This window comes from Micromonospora sp. NBC_00860 (assembly GCF_045207375.1).
GTDB classification, from domain to species: Bacteria; Actinomycetota; Actinomycetes; order Mycobacteriales; family Micromonosporaceae; genus Micromonospora; species Micromonospora vinacea.
On record NZ_CP108825.1, the window covers coordinates 2,673,931 to 2,690,176 of the forward strand.

Annotated in this window: 15 protein-coding genes, 1 pseudogene and 1 riboswitch; of the genes and pseudogenes, 5 read left to right on the plus strand and 11 right to left on the minus strand. The window is 72.8% G+C overall.

The window, feature by feature from the left end; translation table 11 throughout:
- Positions 1-8: 8 nt before the first annotated feature.
- The 4 genes from OH804_RS12205 to pdhA form a co-directional block, all read right to left on the minus strand.
- Complete coding sequence (locus tag OH804_RS12205; RefSeq protein ID WP_406066512.1) at positions 9-1,688, minus strand: right-handed parallel beta-helix repeat-containing protein; 1,680 nt, start codon at positions 1,686-1,688, stop codon at positions 9-11.
- 214 nt (positions 1,689-1,902) lie between these two features.
- Complete coding sequence (locus OH804_RS12210) at positions 1,903-3,321, minus strand: dihydrolipoamide acetyltransferase family protein (RefSeq protein WP_406066514.1); 1,419 nt, start codon at positions 3,319-3,321, stop codon at positions 1,903-1,905.
- On the minus strand, positions 3,306-4,310 hold the full coding sequence (locus tag OH804_RS12215; protein WP_406066516.1) for an alpha-ketoacid dehydrogenase subunit beta: 1,005 nt from the start codon (positions 4,308-4,310) through the stop codon (positions 3,306-3,308). The genes OH804_RS12210 and OH804_RS12215 overlap by 16 nt, the downstream gene beginning before the upstream one ends.
- On the minus strand, positions 4,307-5,473 hold the full coding sequence (gene pdhA / locus OH804_RS12220) for a pyruvate dehydrogenase (acetyl-transferring) E1 component subunit alpha (protein ID WP_406065137.1): 1,167 nt from the start codon (positions 5,471-5,473) through the stop codon (positions 4,307-4,309). The genes OH804_RS12215 and pdhA overlap by 4 nt, the downstream gene beginning before the upstream one ends.
- Before the next feature lie 105 nt (positions 5,474-5,578).
- On the opposite strand from pdhA, the gene OH804_RS12225 reads away from it, so the two are divergent.
- On the plus strand, positions 5,579-6,085 hold the full coding sequence (locus OH804_RS12225; protein WP_196922988.1) for an Lrp/AsnC family transcriptional regulator: 507 nt from the start codon (positions 5,579-5,581) through the stop codon (positions 6,083-6,085).
- 9 nt (positions 6,086-6,094) lie between these two features.
- Here OH804_RS12225 and OH804_RS12230 read toward each other — a convergent pair whose 3' ends face one another.
- Both OH804_RS12230 and OH804_RS12235 read right to left on the minus strand, forming a co-directional pair.
- On the minus strand, positions 6,095-7,066 hold the full coding sequence (locus OH804_RS12230) for a DNA polymerase domain-containing protein (RefSeq protein ID WP_196922987.1): 972 nt from the start codon (positions 7,064-7,066) through the stop codon (positions 6,095-6,097).
- 99 nt (positions 7,067-7,165) lie between these two features.
- A complete protein-coding gene (locus tag OH804_RS12235; RefSeq protein WP_406065139.1) occupies positions 7,166-7,492 on the minus strand; it encodes a hypothetical protein in 327 nt (108 codons plus the stop codon).
- A 123-nt stretch (positions 7,493-7,615) separates the two neighbouring features.
- Here OH804_RS12235 and OH804_RS12240 point away from each other — a divergent pair, with 123 nt between their 5' ends.
- The 3 genes from OH804_RS12240 (at position 7,616) to OH804_RS12250 (ending at position 9,783) form a co-directional block, all read left to right on the plus strand.
- Entirely contained in the window at positions 7,616-8,347 is a 732-nt protein-coding gene (locus tag OH804_RS12240; RefSeq protein WP_406065141.1) for a histidine phosphatase family protein, read from the plus strand.
- A complete protein-coding gene (locus tag OH804_RS12245) occupies positions 8,331-9,200 on the plus strand; it encodes an NAD(P)H-hydrate dehydratase (RefSeq protein ID WP_196922984.1) in 870 nt (289 codons plus the stop codon). Before OH804_RS12240 ends, OH804_RS12245 begins: the two co-directional genes overlap by 17 nt.
- A 79-nt stretch (positions 9,201-9,279) precedes the next feature.
- Positions 9,280-9,783 (plus strand): hemerythrin domain-containing protein, encoded by a 504-nt coding sequence (locus OH804_RS12250; RefSeq protein WP_406065143.1) that lies wholly within the window; start codon positions 9,280-9,282, stop codon positions 9,781-9,783.
- A gap of 60 nt (positions 9,784-9,843) precedes the next feature.
- Here OH804_RS12250 and OH804_RS12255 read toward each other — a convergent pair whose 3' ends face one another.
- A complete protein-coding gene (locus OH804_RS12255; protein WP_406065145.1) occupies positions 9,844-10,650 on the minus strand; it encodes an SDR family NAD(P)-dependent oxidoreductase in 807 nt (268 codons plus the stop codon).
- A gap of 149 nt (positions 10,651-10,799) precedes the next feature.
- Positions 10,800-10,889: riboswitch (ZMP/ZTP riboswitch) on the plus strand.
- Positions 10,890-10,908: 19 nt separating this feature from the next.
- Between OH804_RS12255 and OH804_RS12260 the strand changes: the two genes are divergently transcribed.
- Positions 10,909-12,345: a glycine hydroxymethyltransferase gene (locus tag OH804_RS12260; protein ID WP_196922982.1), complete on the plus strand. Its 1,437-nt coding sequence runs from the start codon at positions 10,909-10,911 to the stop codon at positions 12,343-12,345.
- A gap of 101 nt (positions 12,346-12,446) precedes the next feature.
- Here OH804_RS12260 and OH804_RS12265 read toward each other — a convergent pair whose 3' ends face one another.
- From OH804_RS12265 to OH804_RS12280, 4 genes and pseudogenes are all read right to left on the minus strand, one after another.
- Entirely contained in the window at positions 12,447-12,707 is a 261-nt protein-coding gene (locus OH804_RS12265) for a hypothetical protein (RefSeq protein WP_091397680.1), read from the minus strand.
- Between the two features lie 67 nt (positions 12,708-12,774).
- On the minus strand, positions 12,775-14,118 hold the full coding sequence (locus OH804_RS12270) for a PLP-dependent aminotransferase family protein (RefSeq protein WP_406065147.1): 1,344 nt from the start codon (positions 14,116-14,118) through the stop codon (positions 12,775-12,777).
- A 3-nt stretch (positions 14,119-14,121) separates the two neighbouring features.
- Positions 14,122-15,225: an alpha-hydroxy acid oxidase gene (locus tag OH804_RS12275; protein ID WP_406065149.1), complete on the minus strand. Its 1,104-nt coding sequence runs from the start codon at positions 15,223-15,225 to the stop codon at positions 14,122-14,124.
- Positions 15,226-15,331: 106 nt separating this feature from the next.
- Positions 15,332-16,246: pseudogene (locus OH804_RS12280) on the minus strand (alpha/beta hydrolase); the annotation flags it as partial.

Below are 16,246 nucleotides of genomic sequence, written 5' to 3' on the forward strand. Positions count from 1 at the left end.
GTGGCCGGTCAGCTCCAGTCGCTGTCCACGTGGTTGTCCCGCCACCGTCCGCCCACCGGCGGGGTGTCCAGTCGCATCCCCTCGTCGGCGTTGCCGGCCAGGTCGTTGTCCTCGACCCGGCAGTCCACGCAGCTGCCCCGCTCGGTGATCCACAGCCCGTGCGTCTGGGTCGGGTTGTCGTGGTTGTCCCAGACCCGGTTGCCCCGGATGGTGGCCGAGTCGAACGGCGCGTCGATGGTGATGCCAGCCCGCAGCTGCGGTGCGGCGGCCAGTTCGTAGCCGCATCCCGGCGGTGGCACGTTCCCGCTCCACGCGGTGAACGCGTCCGGGCGGACCGGGGCGAGGGTGAGTTCGTCGCCGGTGTTGGAGGCCACCATGGCCACGGCCTTCCCGACCCGCAGGACCTTGCCCCGGTGCCCGTCGTGCGGCCAGTCGGCCGACCGGTCCACCAGGCACCGCTCGCTGTAGCGGACGGCGTCGCCGGTGCCGCCGGTGCCCTCGCCGTACTGGCGTCCGTTGTTGCGGATCCGGTTGTTGAGCAGCACCGCGTCGGTCATCTGGTGGTCGATCCGGATCGCGTCGAGGCCGTTGCCCCAGAGCTCGTTGCTCTCGATCACCACGTCCCGGATCGAGCCCCGGTAGCCGCGCCCGAGGTCGTGAGCGTGATAGCCGTGCCGGCCGTTGCCGCTGATCCGGTTGCCCCGGACGGTGTACGGGCCGGGGCTGTTGCCGATGCTGACCCCGTCGCACATGTTGCCGTCGATGACGCAGTCGGTGAGCAGCCCACCCCGGCCGGCCACTGACGAGGTGCCCTGGGCCGACACGTCGAACCCGGTCTCCAGGTTCCCGGTCATCGTGCAGGCGGAGACGATCAGGCCGTCGGCACCCCAGTCGGAGATGCCGAAGCGGTTGCCCTGGCTGTGGCAGCCGATGATCCGGTAGCCGCGCGGCGGCGGCCAGTAGTCCTTCTGCAGTTCCAGGAAGATGCCGTTGGTGCCGTTGGCCAGGGCGGTGGAGTTGGCGATGGTCAGCCGCTCCACCGTGCCCCAGCCGCCGATGCCGATCCCGATGCCGGCGCCGCCCATCTGCTCGCCGTTGTCCAGCCGGCCGCAGCCGACCACCACCACGCCGTCGATCAGGGAGTCCTGGAGGAAGTCGCAGCCCAGCCCGGTGGCGGCGGTGTGGTGGATGTAGAGGTTGCGGAAGACGCCTCGCACCACGTACTGGAGGCCGAGGCCCTTGGCCAGGTAGTTGTACTCGGCCATGGCGACGCCGGAGCCGTCGATCTGGAAGTCGGCGAAGGTGCAGTCGGCAATGTGCCGGTCCCGGTCGGCGCCGTGCTGCACCGTGGTCCAGAAGGCCAGCGGGGTGGGGTCGGCCCGGTTGCCCTCGTTGCTGAGCATGAAGCGGGTCGCCGCCGGACCCGCCCCGATCAGCGACACACCGCTGCGCCACACCGTGCCCGCGTCCCGGATCGAGTAGATGCCCGGCGGGCAGTAGATGACCCGGGCCCGCCCGTCGGACGCGTACCCGGCGCCGAGGCGGTCCACCAGGGCGGCAAGAGCCGGCTGGTCGTTGGTCGAGCCGTCACCGGTCAGCCCGTACTCCAGCGCGTCGCAGTACAGCGGAGCGCCGGCCGAGGCGGGCCGTCGTACCCGGACCGAGTTCAGGAGCAGCTCGTTCGCCACAGCCACAGGTCGGCTCCCTTCGACGCGTTCGTGCGTTCCGGCGGGGCCGACTTCCCGGTGAAGCCGCCGGGAAACCCGGCCCGAGCACACCGCCGGGACACTCCAGCCCGAGCCTCACCGCCGGGACACCCGACCCGAGCACCACCGCCGGGAGACCGCCGGACGTGCGTCGGCCCCGGCGCCGCACGGGCAGCGCCGGGGCCGGGGGTACGCGTCAGACGGCGGCGATCAGCAGCGCCGGGCGCTCCACGCAGTCGGCGACGTGCCGCAGGAAGCCGCCGGCCACCCCGCCGTCGCAGACCCGGTGGTCGAAGGTGAGGCTGAGCTGGGTCACCTTCCGGACGGCGAGTTGCCCGTCGATCACCCACGGCTTGTCCACGATCCGCCCGACCCCGAGCAGGGCCGCCTCGGGGTGGTTGATGATCGGTGTGGAGCCGTCGACGCCGAACACCCCGTAGTTGTTCAGCGTGAAGGTGCCGCCGGTCAGCCGGGCCGGGGGCAGGCTGCCGGCTCGCGCGGCGGCGGTGGTCGCCGCCAGTTCGGCGGCCAGCTCGGCGGTGGTGAGTCGCTGGGCCTCGCGCAGCACCGGCACCAGCAGCCCCCGGTCGGTCTGCGCGGCGATGCCGAGGTGCACACCGGCGGACTGGACGATGCGCTGCGCCTCGGTGTCGACCCGGGCGTTGAGCTGCGGGAACCGGCGCAGCCCGCTGAGGCAGATCCGGGCCAGCAGGGCCAGGATGCTCACCGGCGCGTCGGGGGTCGCCGCGTTGATCGCGGCGCGGGTCTCCAGCAGCCCGGTGGCGTCCACGTCGACCCAGATGGTCACCTCGGGGATCTCCCGCCGGCTGCGGGAGAGCTTGTCGGCGATCACCTTGCGGACGCCGGTGAGCGGGACGATGACGTCGCCGTCGCCGGCCGGGGCCGACCCGACCTGCGGGTCCGGCACGGCGGCGAGCCGGGCGGCGGGCGCGGTCAGCGCTGCCTCCACGTCGGCGCGGCGGATCACGCCCCCGGGTCCGGTGCCCCGCACCGTGTCGAGGTCGACGCCGTGCTCGCGGGCGAGCCGACGCACGATCGGCGAGATGACCAGGGCGGCAGTATGCGGTGCCGGGTCGCCGGACGCGGCGGGCGCGGCGGGCGCGGCGGGCGCGGCGGGCGCGGCGGGCGCGGCGGGCGCGGCGGGCGCGGCATCGGCAGCCGCACCGGTCGGGCCGGCGTCGGCCGGTTCGGGGGCCACCGCCAGGCGGGGTCGACGCCGGCGCCGGGTGGCGCCGCCGTGGCCGGTGCCGTACCCGATCAGCACGTTGCCGGAGCCGGCCCGTTCCTCCTCGCGGTAGGTGGCGTGCCCGGCGGGCTCGTCGCCCCCGTCCAGCGGGGCGATGGTGATCAACGGCTGGCCGACCGGGCGTACCTCACCGGCCGCGCCGTGCAGGGTGACCACCCGGCCGGCGTACGGGCAGGGCACGTCGACGACGGCCTTGGCGGTCTCCACCTCGACCACGCTCTGGTCGACGGTGACCACGTCACCCACGGCGACGCGCCACTCGACGATCTCGGCCTCGCTCAGCCCCTCGCCCAGGTCGGGCAGGAGGAAGACCTGCGTCCGCTCGACGGTGGTCATGCCGCCGCCCAACGCGCGTCCGGCTGGTCGTCCCACTGCAGGCGGGCCACCGCGTCGAGCACCCGGTCCACGCCGGGCAGGTGGGTGTGCTCCAGCATCGGCGCCGGGTAGGGGATGTCCAGCCCGGCGACCCGCAGCACCGGGGCGTGCAGCGCGTGGAAGCAGCGCTCCTGCACCCGGGCGGCGATCTCCGCGCCGACGCCCGCGAAGCCGGGCGCCTCCTGGATCACCACGCACCGGCCGGTACGCCGGACCGAGGCGGTGATGGTGGCGTCGTCGAACGGCACGATCGTGCGTACGTCGACGACCTCCAGGTCCCACCCCTCCTCCCGGGCGGCCTCGGCGGCCTCCAGCGCGACAGGCACCGCCGGCCCGTACGCCACCAGTGTGGCGTCGCGTCCGGGCCGCCGCACGACGGCCCGCCCGAACGGCTCGGTGCGGGTCGGCAGGGACGCCTCGTCGCTGGCGAAGTAGAGCTTCTTGGGCTCCATGAAGACCACCGGGTCGGGGTCCTCGATCGCCTCGCGCAGCAGGGAGTACGCGTCGTCGACGGTCGCCGGGGTGACCACCTTCAGCCCGGGGGTGTGCGCGTAGTACGCCTCGGACGAGTCGCAGTGGTGCTCGACTCCGCCGATCCCGCCCGCGTACGGAACGCGGATGACGATGGGCACGCTCAGCGCGCCCCGGGTGCGGTTACGCAGCTTCGCCACGTGCGAGGCGATCTGCTCGAACGCCGGGTACGCGAACGCGTCGAACTGCATCTCGACCACCGGGCGCAGGCCGGACATGGCCATGCCGACGGCGAAGCCGACGATGCCGGCCTCGGCGAGGGGGGTGTCGAAGCAGCGGTTCTCACCGAAGCGGGCCTGGAGGCCGTCGGTGATCCGGAAGACGCCACCGAGCGCGCCGACGTCCTCACCGAAGACGACGACCCGGTCGTCGGCGGCGAGCGCGTCCGCGAGCGCCGCGTTGAGCGCCTTCGCCATGGTGGTGGCCATCAGGCGTCACCCTCCTCGGCGTGGGCGGCGGCCAGCTCGGCGCGGACCTGCTCACGCTGTTCGATCAGCTGCGGCGTGGGTTCGGCGTAGACGTGGTCGAAGAGGCTCAGCGGGTCGACAGCGGGCTGCTCGTTCATCCGGGTGCGCAGGTCCGCGGCGTACGCCTCGGCCTGCTCGGCGATCTCGGCGACCGCCGCGTCGTCGAGCACGCCGCGGGCGCGCAGGTAGGTCTCCAGCCGGGCGACCGGGTCCCGGTCCCGCCAGGCGTCGACCTCGGCGCCGTCGCGGTAGCGAGTGGCGTCGTCGGCGTTGGTGTGCGGCTCCATCCGGTAGGTGTGCGCCTCGACCAGGAACGGCCCCTTGCCGGCCCGGGCGTGGGCGACCGCGCGGGTGAGCACGGCGAGCACCGCGACCGGGTCGTTGCCGTCGACCTGTTCGCTGGGTACGCCGTAGCCGATGCCCTTGTAGGCCAGCGACGGCGCGGCGGTCTGCCGCGACAGCGGGACGCTGATCGCGTACTTGTTGTTCTGCACGAAGTAGACCACCGGCGCCTTGAACACGGCGGCGAAGTTGACGCCCTCGTGGAAGTCGCCCTCGCTGGTGGCGCCGTCGCCGATGAAGGCCAGTGCCACAGTGTCGCGACCCTGGTACGCCTCGCCGTGCGCCAACCCGGCGGCGTGCACGCACTGGGTGGCGAGGGGGGTGCACTGCGGTGCGGTGCGCACCTCGGTCGGGTCGTAGCCGCAGTGCCAGTCGCCGCGCAGCAGGGTGAGCACCTCGACCGGGTCGATGCCCCGGGCAACCAGCGCCATCGACTCGCGGTACGTGGGGAAGACCCAGTCGGTGTCGCGGACCGCGAGCACCGCGCCGACCTGGCAGGCCTCCTGGCCTCGCGAGGACGGGTAGACGGCGAGCCGACCCTGCTTGGTCAGGGCGGTCGCCTGGGTGTCGAAGCGCCGGCCGAGCACCATCCGGCGGTACAGCTCGCGCAGCACCTCGGCGGGTGGTTCGGGGTAGTCGGCGCGGGCGGGCAGCGGCGTGCCGTTCTCGGCGAGCAGGCGGACCGGCTCGGCGTCCGGTAGCAACGAGCGCGCCGGGTCGGGCGGGGTGACCGTTCGACGGGTGCGCGGGGATGCCCTGCGGACCGCCTGGGGAGTGGTCGTCACGGCGGAACCTCCTGGGACGTGTGGTGAGCCTATGCTTCCGCTTGTGGATGATTGACTCAAGATCGACACGGAAGGCGGGACGGTTGGCATGCGGAGGGCCCAGCAGTGAGCCAGGAGACCGCCGACGAAGCGAGCCGGGGCGCGGGATCGGGACGATCGGCCCGAGCGTTGGACGAGGTCGACCGGCGGATCCTCGACGAGCTGGTCCGCGACGGTAGGACGTCGGTGCGGACCCTGGCCGAACGCATCCACATCTCCCGCACCAACGCGTACGCGCGGGTGGAGCGGCTGCTGCGCGACGGGGTGATCACCGGGTTCCGGGCCCAGGTGGCGCCCGAGGCGGCCGGATTGGGCACGTCGGCGTACATCGCCCTGACCATCGAGCAGAACACCTGGCGGGAGGTGTCGGCCGAGCTGGCCCAGGTGCGCTACATCGAGCACGCCGCGTTGCTCGGCGGTGACCACGACGTGCTCGCGCTGGTGCGGGCGCCGGACAACGCCGCGCTGCGCGACGTGGTGCTGGGCCGGGTGCAGGGCATTCCCGGGGTGCTGTCCACCCGCACCTGGCTGGTCTTCGAGGAGTTCGACGGTGCTGGCAGCCCCTGGGCGTGAGCGCCGGGCTCAGCGCTCCGGCGGGGCCTCCAGCCCGTCGCGGTCGGCCAGCTCCAGCAGCGGTTCCAGCGAGTGCCGGTCACCGTCCAGGCCGGCGTGCGGGTCGCCGCGCTCGGCGAACCGGGCCGGCATGCTGAGCACATCGAAGTCCTCGGGGCGGACCTGGTCCAGCTCCGACCAGTCCAGCGGCGCGGAGACCAGCGCGGCCGGCGTCGGACGGATCGAGTACGCCGACGTCACCGTGTGGTCCCGGGCCATCTGGTTGTAGTCGACGAAGACCGGCCGGTCCCGTTGCTCGCGCCACCAGGTGGTGGTGACCAGGTCCGGCAGCCGGCGCTGCATCTCCCGGCCCAGCGCGAGCACCGCCCGACGGCAGTCACCGAAGCTCCACCGCGGCTCGATCGACAGGTAGACGTGCAGGCCCCGCCCACCGGTGGTCTTCGGGTAGGCGGTCATGCCCAGCTCGGCGAGGAACGCCCGCACCTCGTGCGCCACCGGCACCACCTGCTCGAAGCCGACGCCGGGCATCGGGTCCAGGTCGATGCGCAGCTGATCGGGGCGTTCCACGTCGGCGGCGGTGACCGGCCATGGGTGGAACCGCAGGGTGCCCAGGTTGGCGGCCCAGATGACCACTGCCAACTCGCTCGGCGCGACCTCGTCGGCGGTACGGCCACTGGGGAAGGTGATGTGCGCGGTGCGCACCCACTCGGGCGCGCCCGCCGGCAGCCGCTTCTGGTAGAACGCGTCGCCCCGGTTGGTCTGCCGGGTGGCGATCGTCGCGCCCTCGAAGACACCGCGGGGCCAGCGCTCCAGCATGGTCGGCCGATCCCGCAGCGCCCGCAGGATGCCGTCGCCCACCGCCAGGAAGTAGCGGACCACGTCCAGCTTGGTCAGCCCACGCTCCGGGAAGTACGGCTTGTCGGGGCTGGAGACGCGGACCAGCCGCTCCCCCACCTGGATCTCCTCCGCCGCCGTCGCCACGCCCTGAGGGTACGACGCACAAGCGCGCCGTACGGCCACCGAACGGACACTGGCGCGGCGCCGGGGAGCTGTCTTCCGCGGCAGCGATGATGCGCTCGGTCAGGTGAGCAGCAGCACGCCGACCACGATCAGTGGCAGCCCGACGAAGAGGAAGATGCCGACCCCGGTGAGCACCCGCCCGCCGCCGGCAGTCTCGCGCTCCCCTGCGGCGCCGAAGACGGCGCGCGGGCCCAGCATGCCGATCCGACTCATCGTCAGATCACCCGTCACACCGAGGAGCCCGCCTACCACTATCAACGCGATGCCCAGCCGGGTGGTGTAATCGCCGCCGGCGACCGCCACCCAGATCCCTACCGCGACCGCGACCAGCACCCCGGCGATCACGAACAACAGAAGCGCTTCCCGCAGACCTCGCAAGACAGTCAATGTCGACCCCCCGTCGGCTGTCCGGGCACATTGTTTCGCATCACCAGGTCGCGGCGCTGCCCCGAACCCGACAGCGGAGACCGGACACGGTTACCGTCGGCGGCGCCCGGGTAGGGGTGCCGCATGGCCGAACTGGCAACCCTCTGGATCGTCCGGCACGGCGAGAGCACCGCGAACGTCGCGGCGACGCACGCCGAGGCGTCGGGCGCGGAGCTGATCGACCTCACCCACCGCGACGCGGACGTGCCGCTCTCCGCGACCGGCGAGGACCAGGCTCGGGCGACCGGCCGTTGGCTGGCCGAGCTTCCGGACGCGAAGCGCCCGGACGTGGCGGTGGTGTCGCCGTACCTGCGCGCGGTGCAGACCTCCCGGCTGGCGCTGGCCGGCACCGACATTCCGGTGCACCGCGACGAGCGGCTGCGCGACCGGGAGCTGGGAATCCTCGACGGACTGACCGGGCACGGGGTGCGGCGGCGGTACCCGGACGAGGCCGACCGTCGGGAGCGGTTGGGCAAGTTCTACTACCGGCCGCCGGGCGGGGAGTCCTGGACGGACGTGGCGTTGCGGTTGCGGACGTTGCTCGGCGACCTGCGCCGGGACCACGAGGGGTGCCGGGTGCTGCTCTTCGGCCACGACGCGCTGGTCTTCCTGCTTCGCTATCTGGTGGAGGGGTTGACCGAGGACGAGCTGATGGCGCTCACCCGGCAGGACGTGATCGCCAACTGTTCGATCACGGAGTGGTCGGCCGACGGCGAGGACCGACTGGCGCTCACCGCCTTCAACCACGTCGAGCACCTGCGTCAGCAGGGCGCCCAGCCGACCAGGGAGGACGAGATCCATGCCGAGCCGGTCTGAGGTGAAGGTGATCACCCCGGCGTTGCTGCGGGACTGGGCGCTGCCGGTGCCGGCCGGTGGAAAGGAGAGCCGCGGCACCGTGCTGGTGGTCGGCGGTTCCCGCTTCACGCCGGGCGCGGTGCTGCTCGCCGGGGTGGCCGCGTTGCGCGCCGGCGCCGGGGTGCTCCAGTTGGCCGCCGCCGAGTCCACCGCCGCCGCGCTGAGCATCCAGGTGCCCGAGGCGCTGGTGGTCGGGCTGCCGGAGACCGCCGACGGCGCGGTGGCCGCCGACCGGGACGGGCAGCTCGGCGACCTGGTCGCACAGGCCGACGTGGTGACGCTCGGCCCCGGCCTGAAGGCGATCGACGAGACCAACCGCCTGCTGAGCCTGGTCCTGGAGGCGGCCCGTCCGGACACGTCGCTGGTGCTCGACGCGTACGCCCTCGGTGCGCTCAGCCACGCACCGGACCTGCTGGTCGGCTCGGGTCGGCCCGTGGTGCTCACCCCCAACGTCACCGAGGCCGGGCACCTGCTCGGGCGGGACCCGGGCGACGACCTGGACGCCGAGGCTGCCGAGTTGGCCGCCCGGTACGAGGCGGTCGTGTCGCTGTACGGGCACGTGGCCGCACCGGACGGGCGGGGTTGGCGGGAGGAGAGCGGCGACGCCGGGCTGGGCACCTCCGGCAGCGGGGACGTGCTCGCCGGGTTGTTGGCGGGGCTGCTGTCCCGGGGTGCCGACCCGGCGCAGGCGGCCTGCTGGGGCTCGTTCGCGCACTCGGTGAGCGGCCAGCGGCTGATCCCCCGCTACGGCCGGATCGGCTTTCTGGCCCGGGAGTTGCTCGACGAGATCCCCCGCACCCTGGCGATGGTCTGAGACGGTTTCACCTGTTTCCGGATTCGGCGTGGGGGTACCGGAACCGCACCAGCCGACATTTTTCAGGGAGGTCATACCGGTGTCGACCGATGCCATCGTCCTGCTCAAAGAGGACCACAAGGAGATGCGCCGCCTGTTCAAGGCCTTCCAGGACGCCGAGGAGGGGCCGGCGAGCCAGCGGCAGAAGTTGGTGGACCAGATCCTGGAGGCACTGACCGTGCACACCTATCTGGAGAACGAGGTGATGTACCCGGAGGTCCGCCGGCTGCTGCCCGACCTGGAGGACGACATCCTCGAGTCGTACGAGGAACACCACGTCGCCGACGTGCTCTGCGCCGAGTTGGCCGGCATGAACGCCGACGACGAGCGGTTCAACGCCAAGACGACGGTGCTGATCGAGAACGTCACCCACCACGTCGAGGAGGAGGAGGAGCAGGAGTGGTTCCCGAAGGTCCGCGACGCGCTGGGCCGTAAGCAGCTCCAGGAGATCGGCGAGAAGATGATCGCGTTGCGCGCTGACGCGCCGCGTACCCCCACCGCCCCGAAGGCGATCAAGAAGGCGCTCGACGCGGTGACGGCCTGAGGCACCCGCTCACACCGAAGGGCCCGGCATCGTGCCGGGCCCTTCGTCGTGCACCACGGGTCAGCTGCCCGATCCCGGCTCGGCCATCCGGCGGTGCTGCTCGGACTTGAGCTTGTCCGGGATGATCTTGCCGGCGGCGGTCTGCACCTTGTTCATCAGCGAACCGGCGGTGATCGTCTGATCACCCCTCATCATCGCCTCGAAGCCCTGCTCGGCGACCTTCGCCGGGTCGTCCTTCCTGCCCGAGCCCACCCGGGTGTCCTCCATGTCGGCCCGGTCGAAGAACTCCGTGTCGGTCGGCCCGGGCATCAGCGAGGTCACCGTGACGCCGGTGTCCTTCAACTCGTTGCGCAACGCCTCGGCGAAGGACTGCACGAACGACTTCGACGCGTTGTAGACCGCCTGGAACGGCCCGGGCATGGTGGAGGCGATCGACGAGGTGAAGAGGACCCGGCCGGTGCCCCGCTCGACCATCCCGGGCAGCAGCCGCTTCGCCAGGTGCACAGTCGAGCGCACGTTGAGGTCGACGATCTCCAACTCGTCGGCGAGGTCGGTGCCGCCGACGAAGGCGCCACCGGCTCCGCGACCGGCGTTGAGCGCCAGCGCGTCCAGGGGCCGTCCGGTCGCGGTGACCGCGGCCACCAGCTCCGTCACGCCCTGCTCGCGGGCCAGGTCGACGCGGACCGACCAGATCTGCGGGCCGCCGTCGCGGCGCAGCTTCTGTGCCGCCAGCTCGATGCCGTCGTCCTCGGCCGCGATCACCACGTCGAAGCCGTGCTCGACGAACTGCGCCGCCAGCTCGTATCCGATCCCACTGGAGGCCCCCGTCACCAGGGCGAGCGGCCGGTCGGAGGTGGGTGTGGTCATGTTCTCGACTCCTTCTGTGCGAACCCTGGCCGCACCCTTGACGGCGCGGTGGTCACCTACCGTGTGCCCCGCGACGCAACGCCCAATCACGTCGGCGGGGTCGCCTCCCGGAGGGTGGCCCGAACGGCCGGTTCCGGCCCGGTAGGATCGGCCCGGGCCGTTACTGGCGCGTGGGGATGGAGAACCATCGGGGAGCGGCCTCGTCACGTGGACGTTTGCCGAGCGCCTGGGCCTTCCCGCACGTCTGTTGGAGGTCGCATGTCCCGCAACGCCGAATCCACCGCATTCCGGAGTGCCCTTGAGGTGATCCGGGCTGTCGAGCCGCGGGTCGCCGACGCCATCGGCGCCGAGCTGACCGACCAACGAGAGTCGCTCAAGCTGATCGCCAGCGAGAACTACGCCTCCCCGGCGACCCTGCTGGCCATGGGCAACTGGTTCAGCGACAAGTACGCCGAGGGCACCGTCGGCCGCCGCTTCTACGCCGGCTGCCAGAACGTCGACACCGTCGAGGCGCTCGCCGCCGAGCACGCACGGGAGCTGTTCGGCGCCGCGCACGCGTACGTGCAGCCGCACTCGGGTATCGACGCCAACCTGGTCGCGTTCTGGGCGGTGCTGGCCGACCGGGTGGAGTCCCCCGCTCTGAAGAAGGCCCAGGTCCGTCAGGTCAACGACCTCACCGAGGCCGACTGGTTCGCGTTGCGCCGCGAGCTGGGCAACCAGCGGATGCTCGGCATGTCGCTGGACGCCGGCGGCCACCTCACCCACGGTTTCCGGCCGAACATCTCCGGCAAGATGTTCGACCAGCGCAGCTACGGCACCGACCCGGCGACCGGCCTGATCGACTACGACCGGGTGGCCGAGGCCGCCCGCGAGTTCAAGCCGCTGATCCTGGTGGGCGGCTACTCCGCGTACCCCCGGAAGGTGAACTTCCGGATCCTGCGGGAGATCGCCGACTCGGTCGGCGCCACCTTCATGGTCGACATGGCGCACTTCGCGGGCCTGGTGGCCGGCAAGGTGTTCACCGGCGACTTCGACCCGGTGCCGCACGCGCACATCGTCACGACCACCACGCACAAGTCGCTGCGCGGTCCGCGCGGCGGCATGGTGCTCTGCCAGCCGGAGCTGGCCGACCAGGTGGACCGGGGCTGCCCGATGGTGCTCGGCGGTCCGCTGCCGCACGTGATGGCCGCCAAGGCTGTCGCGCTCGCCGAGGCCCGCCGGCCCGACTTCGCCGACTACGCCCAGCGGATCGTCGACAACGCGCAGGCGCTCGCCGAGGGGCTGCTGAGCCGGGGCGCGAAGCTCGTCACCGGCGGCACCGACAACCACCTGGTGCTGATCGACGTGTCCGGCTACGGGCTCACCGGCCGGCAGGCCGAGCAGGCCCTCCTCGACTCGGGCATCGTCACCAACCGCAACTCGGTCCCGCAGGACCCGAACGGGGCCTGGTACACGTCCGGCATCCGGATCGGCACCCCGGCGCTGACCACCCGGGGCCTCGGCACCGCCGAGATGGACCAGACCGCCGAGCTGATCCACACCGTGCTGACCCAGACCACCGCCGGCGCCAACGCCGACGGCACCCCGTCGAAGGCGAAGTACACGCTGGACCCGGGCCTGGCCGACAAGGTCGCCCGGCAGGCCACCGACCTGCTGGCCACGTACCCGCTCTACCCCGGCATCGACCTGAGCTAGCCTCCGCTCCCGTCGATCATGGAGTTGTGGTGCCCGATCCGGGCTGGTGCGCGACTTTCGTCCACCACCACAACTCCATGATCGACGCAGGGGTGCGACAGTCAGGCCATGGGGCGCTTCAGGTGGTAGCGGTGGACTTCGGTGCTGCCCTGGACGTTGTTGACGTCCTCGGCCGCGGAGACCAGCTCCCACCCCTCCCGGCCGGCGCGGTTGAGATGCGCGATGGCGGTGTCGCCGTAGGCGGTGATGTCCTTGCGTGACCCGTCCGGCGCGTACCAGACGAACGAGACGTGAAAATTGCGGCCCTGTCCCTGATAGCGGCGGACGAGCAGGGCGTACTCCCAGGCAACCATGCGGCTTATTATGACCGTCCACCCAGGACGGCGGCAGGCGGGTCGTCGCGCATTGCCATCCGATGAACGCGGTGTGTCAACCCGCCCGACGGGTCAGCTCGTCGGTGATCAGCGCCGCGAGCCGGTCCAGCCCGACGTCGATCTGCTCCGGTGTGACAGCGCTGACCGACAACCGCAACGCGTGCACCGGCGCGGTGTCGTCGTAGAAGTGCGCCATCGGCGTCCACAGCACCCCGTAGTCGCGCGCCGATCGGTCCAGCAACGCGTCGTCGACCGGGAACGGCACTGTCACCACCACGAAGAACCCGCCGGCCGGCACCGTCCACCGCACCGCCGGCTGGTCGGGCCGGGCCGACTGGTCCGGCAAGGCCGGAAAACGCCGGGTGAGGCCGGCCACCAAGTGGCGCAGATTCCGGGTGTACGCGGACCGCTCCCGGGTGTTCGCGGCCACCAGGCTGCATCCGTGCTCCAGCAGCCGGCCGCCGATCACCGCCTGCGCGATCGGCGACGTGTTCACGGTGACCATGCTCTTGATCATGGCGAGCTGGTCGGCGAGTGGGCCGACCCGCCCGTCCGGGCCGGCCACCCGCTGGTCGGCGACCACGTACCCGACGCGGGCGCCCGGGAGCACGGTCTTGGCGAACGAGCCGAGGTAGACGACCCGCCGTCCGGTGTCCAACGCCTTGAGGGTGGGCGGCCGCGGCCCGTCGTCGGTGTGGAACAGGCCGTACGGGTTGTCCTCCAGCAGCAGCAGATCCTCCTGCGCGGCCAGGTCCAGCAGCCGTTGCCGGTGGGCGGTGTCGATGCTGACCCCGGAGGGGTTGGCGAAGTCCGGCATCACATAGCAGGCGCGCGGTCGTAGCCCCGCCGCCCGGACCCGGCGTACCTGAGCGGCCAGGTCGGTCAGATCGACCCCGGCCGACCCACCGGCGACCGGCCACACCGGCAGGTCCACCAGCCGGGCCGCCCCGGTGAGCCCGACGTAGGTCGGGGCGACCGCGAGCAGCACATCCGTCGGCCCGGCCCGCAACGCCCGCAGGACCAGGAACATCGCCTCCTGGCAGCCGACGGTCACCACGACGTCCTCCGGGTCGACGGTGATCCCCTCGTCGACAGCGAGGTTGCGGGCGATCAGGTGGTGCACGATGCCCTTGGTCCGGCCGTACTGCAACAGCAGCCGCCGGGCCTGCTCGGGCCGGTGCCTTAGGTCGTCGACGAGGTGCCGGTGGAAGGTCTCCAGGTGCCGGTGCACCGCCGCGAGGTCGAAGAACTCCTCGTACGGCCGGCCGGCCGCGAGGGACACCGCCTCCGGGTAGCGCTCGGACACCTCGTTGAGGAAGTTCATCGAGGTCAGCGCCGGATCGCCCAGCGCGGGGTGCAGGTCGGCGACGCTCAGGTCGACCGGTTCGGTGGCGGCCACCCCTCAGCCCACCCCGAGGGTGCGCAGCTCGCCGGCCGCCACCACGTCGGCGCAGCCGGCCAGTGTGAGCGCGTCGGTCAACTCGGCGACGAGCAGCGCCAACGCGTCCCGGGCCGCCGACTCGCCACCGACTGCGAGGGCCCAGAGCAGCGGCCGGCCGACCAGCACCCCGGCCGCACCCAACGCCAGCGCCCGCAGCACGTCGGTGCCGCCCCGGATGCCGCTGTCCAGCAGCACCTGGCAGCGGTCCCCGACCGCGTCGACGACCTCCGGCAGCATGGTGACGCTCGCCGGGGAGCCGTCCAGTTGCCGCCCGCCGTGGTTGGAGACGACCACCGCGTCCGCGCCGACCCGTACCGCCTCGGTCGCGTCGCGCGGGTCCAGCAGCCCCTTGACCACCAGCGGCAGGTCGACCTGCTCGCGCAGCCACGCCAGGTCCGCCCAGCGCAACGCCGGCGCGAACGACGCGGCGGTGTGCGCGGCGATCGCGGACACCCCGGGGGCGCCGGAGTGCGCCAGCGCGTCGCGACCGTCGGGGAGGTTCGCGGCGACCACCTCGGCCGGCAGCCGGAACGCGTTGCGCAGGTCCCGGGGGCGTCGGCCGAGCACCGGGACATCCACTGTGACCACCAGCGCCCGGCAGCCGGCCGCGACGACCCGGTCCAGGAGGTCGCGGACGAGCGCCCGGTCGCGCAGCCAGTAGAGCTGGAACCAGACGTCCGCGCCCGCCCCGGTGACCTGTTCGATGGGGGTGCTGCCCAGCGTGCTCGCCAGGTACGGGATCCCGGCCGCGCCGGCGGCCGCCGCCAGGCCCAGCTCCCCGTCCGGGTGCACCAGCCGCTGGTAGGCCATCGGCGCCACCCCGACCGGCATGGCGTACCGGCGGCCGAGCAGGTGGGTGCCGAGGTCGACGGTGTCCACCCCGCGCAGCACCCGGGGCAGCACCGCCACCCGGTCCAGGGCGTGACGGTTCGCGGCCAGGGTCACCTCGGAGGCGCTGCCGCCGGCCAGGTAGTCCCACACCTCCGGCGGCAGCACGGCCCGGGCCCGCTCGGCGTAGTCGGCGAGCGACACGGCCGGCGGGCCGACCAGCACCCGCTCACCCATCGCCCGACCCCGGGCCCGCCAGCGGGGAAGAGGGCGGCGAGTACGTCGTGGGCGGCGGCGCCGGCTCGACCAACTCGCCCGCGTCGCCCGGCCCGGACGGCAGCCCGAAGCGCTCGCGGAGGAACGCCGCCGCGCTCCCCTGTGCCCGCCGCCCGTCGGTGAAGGTTCCCGCCATGGCGAAGAACCCGTGGATCATGCCCGGGTAGTGCTCCAGCCGGGTGGAGACACCCGCGTCGCGCAGCCGCTCGGCGTACCGCTGCCCCTCGGCGTGGAGCGGGTCCAGTTCGGCGGTGATCACCAGCGCCGGTGGCAGCCCGGACAGGTCGTCGGCGAGCAGCGGCGAGGCCAGCGGTTCCTTGGCGTGCGCCGGGTCAGCGAGGTAGTGCGTCCGGTACCAGGCGACCGAACGGCTGTTGAACAACGCAGGGTCGTCGTCGCCGGCCGGTTCGCCGCTCTGGTCGGTGTTCGGGTAGACCAGCAGTTGCGCGGCGAGCGGTGGCCCGTCCGTACGGCTGAGCAGTGTGACCGCGGCGGCCAGGTTCCCGCCGGCGCTGTCGCCTCCCACCGCCAGCCGGGTCGGGTCCACGCCCAGCTCCTCGGCGTGCCGGGCGATCCACGAGGTGGCGGCGTGGCAGTCGTGCACCGCCGCCGGGAAGGGGTGCTCCGGGGCGAGGCGGTAGCCGACGGTGATCACCTGACAGGGCACGGCGTTGGCGAGCCGCCGGCAGATGCCGTCGGCGGTGTCGATGCTGCCGAGCGTCCAGCCGCCGCCGAAGAAGTACAGCAGTGTGGGCAGCGGCCCCGACCCGGCCGGCCGGTACACCCGCAGCGGCAGGTCCCCGGCGGGGCCGGGGATCCGCTCGTCGCGTACCTCGCTCACCGGCTCGACAGCGCCGCTGCCGGCGCGGATCGCGGCCAGGTCCGCGGCGCGCGCCTCGGCGAGGGTCTGCGCGTACAGCGGCGGGGTGCCGGCCGCGGTACGGGCCGCCCGGTACGCCGCCACCTCCGGGTGCACTGCCAT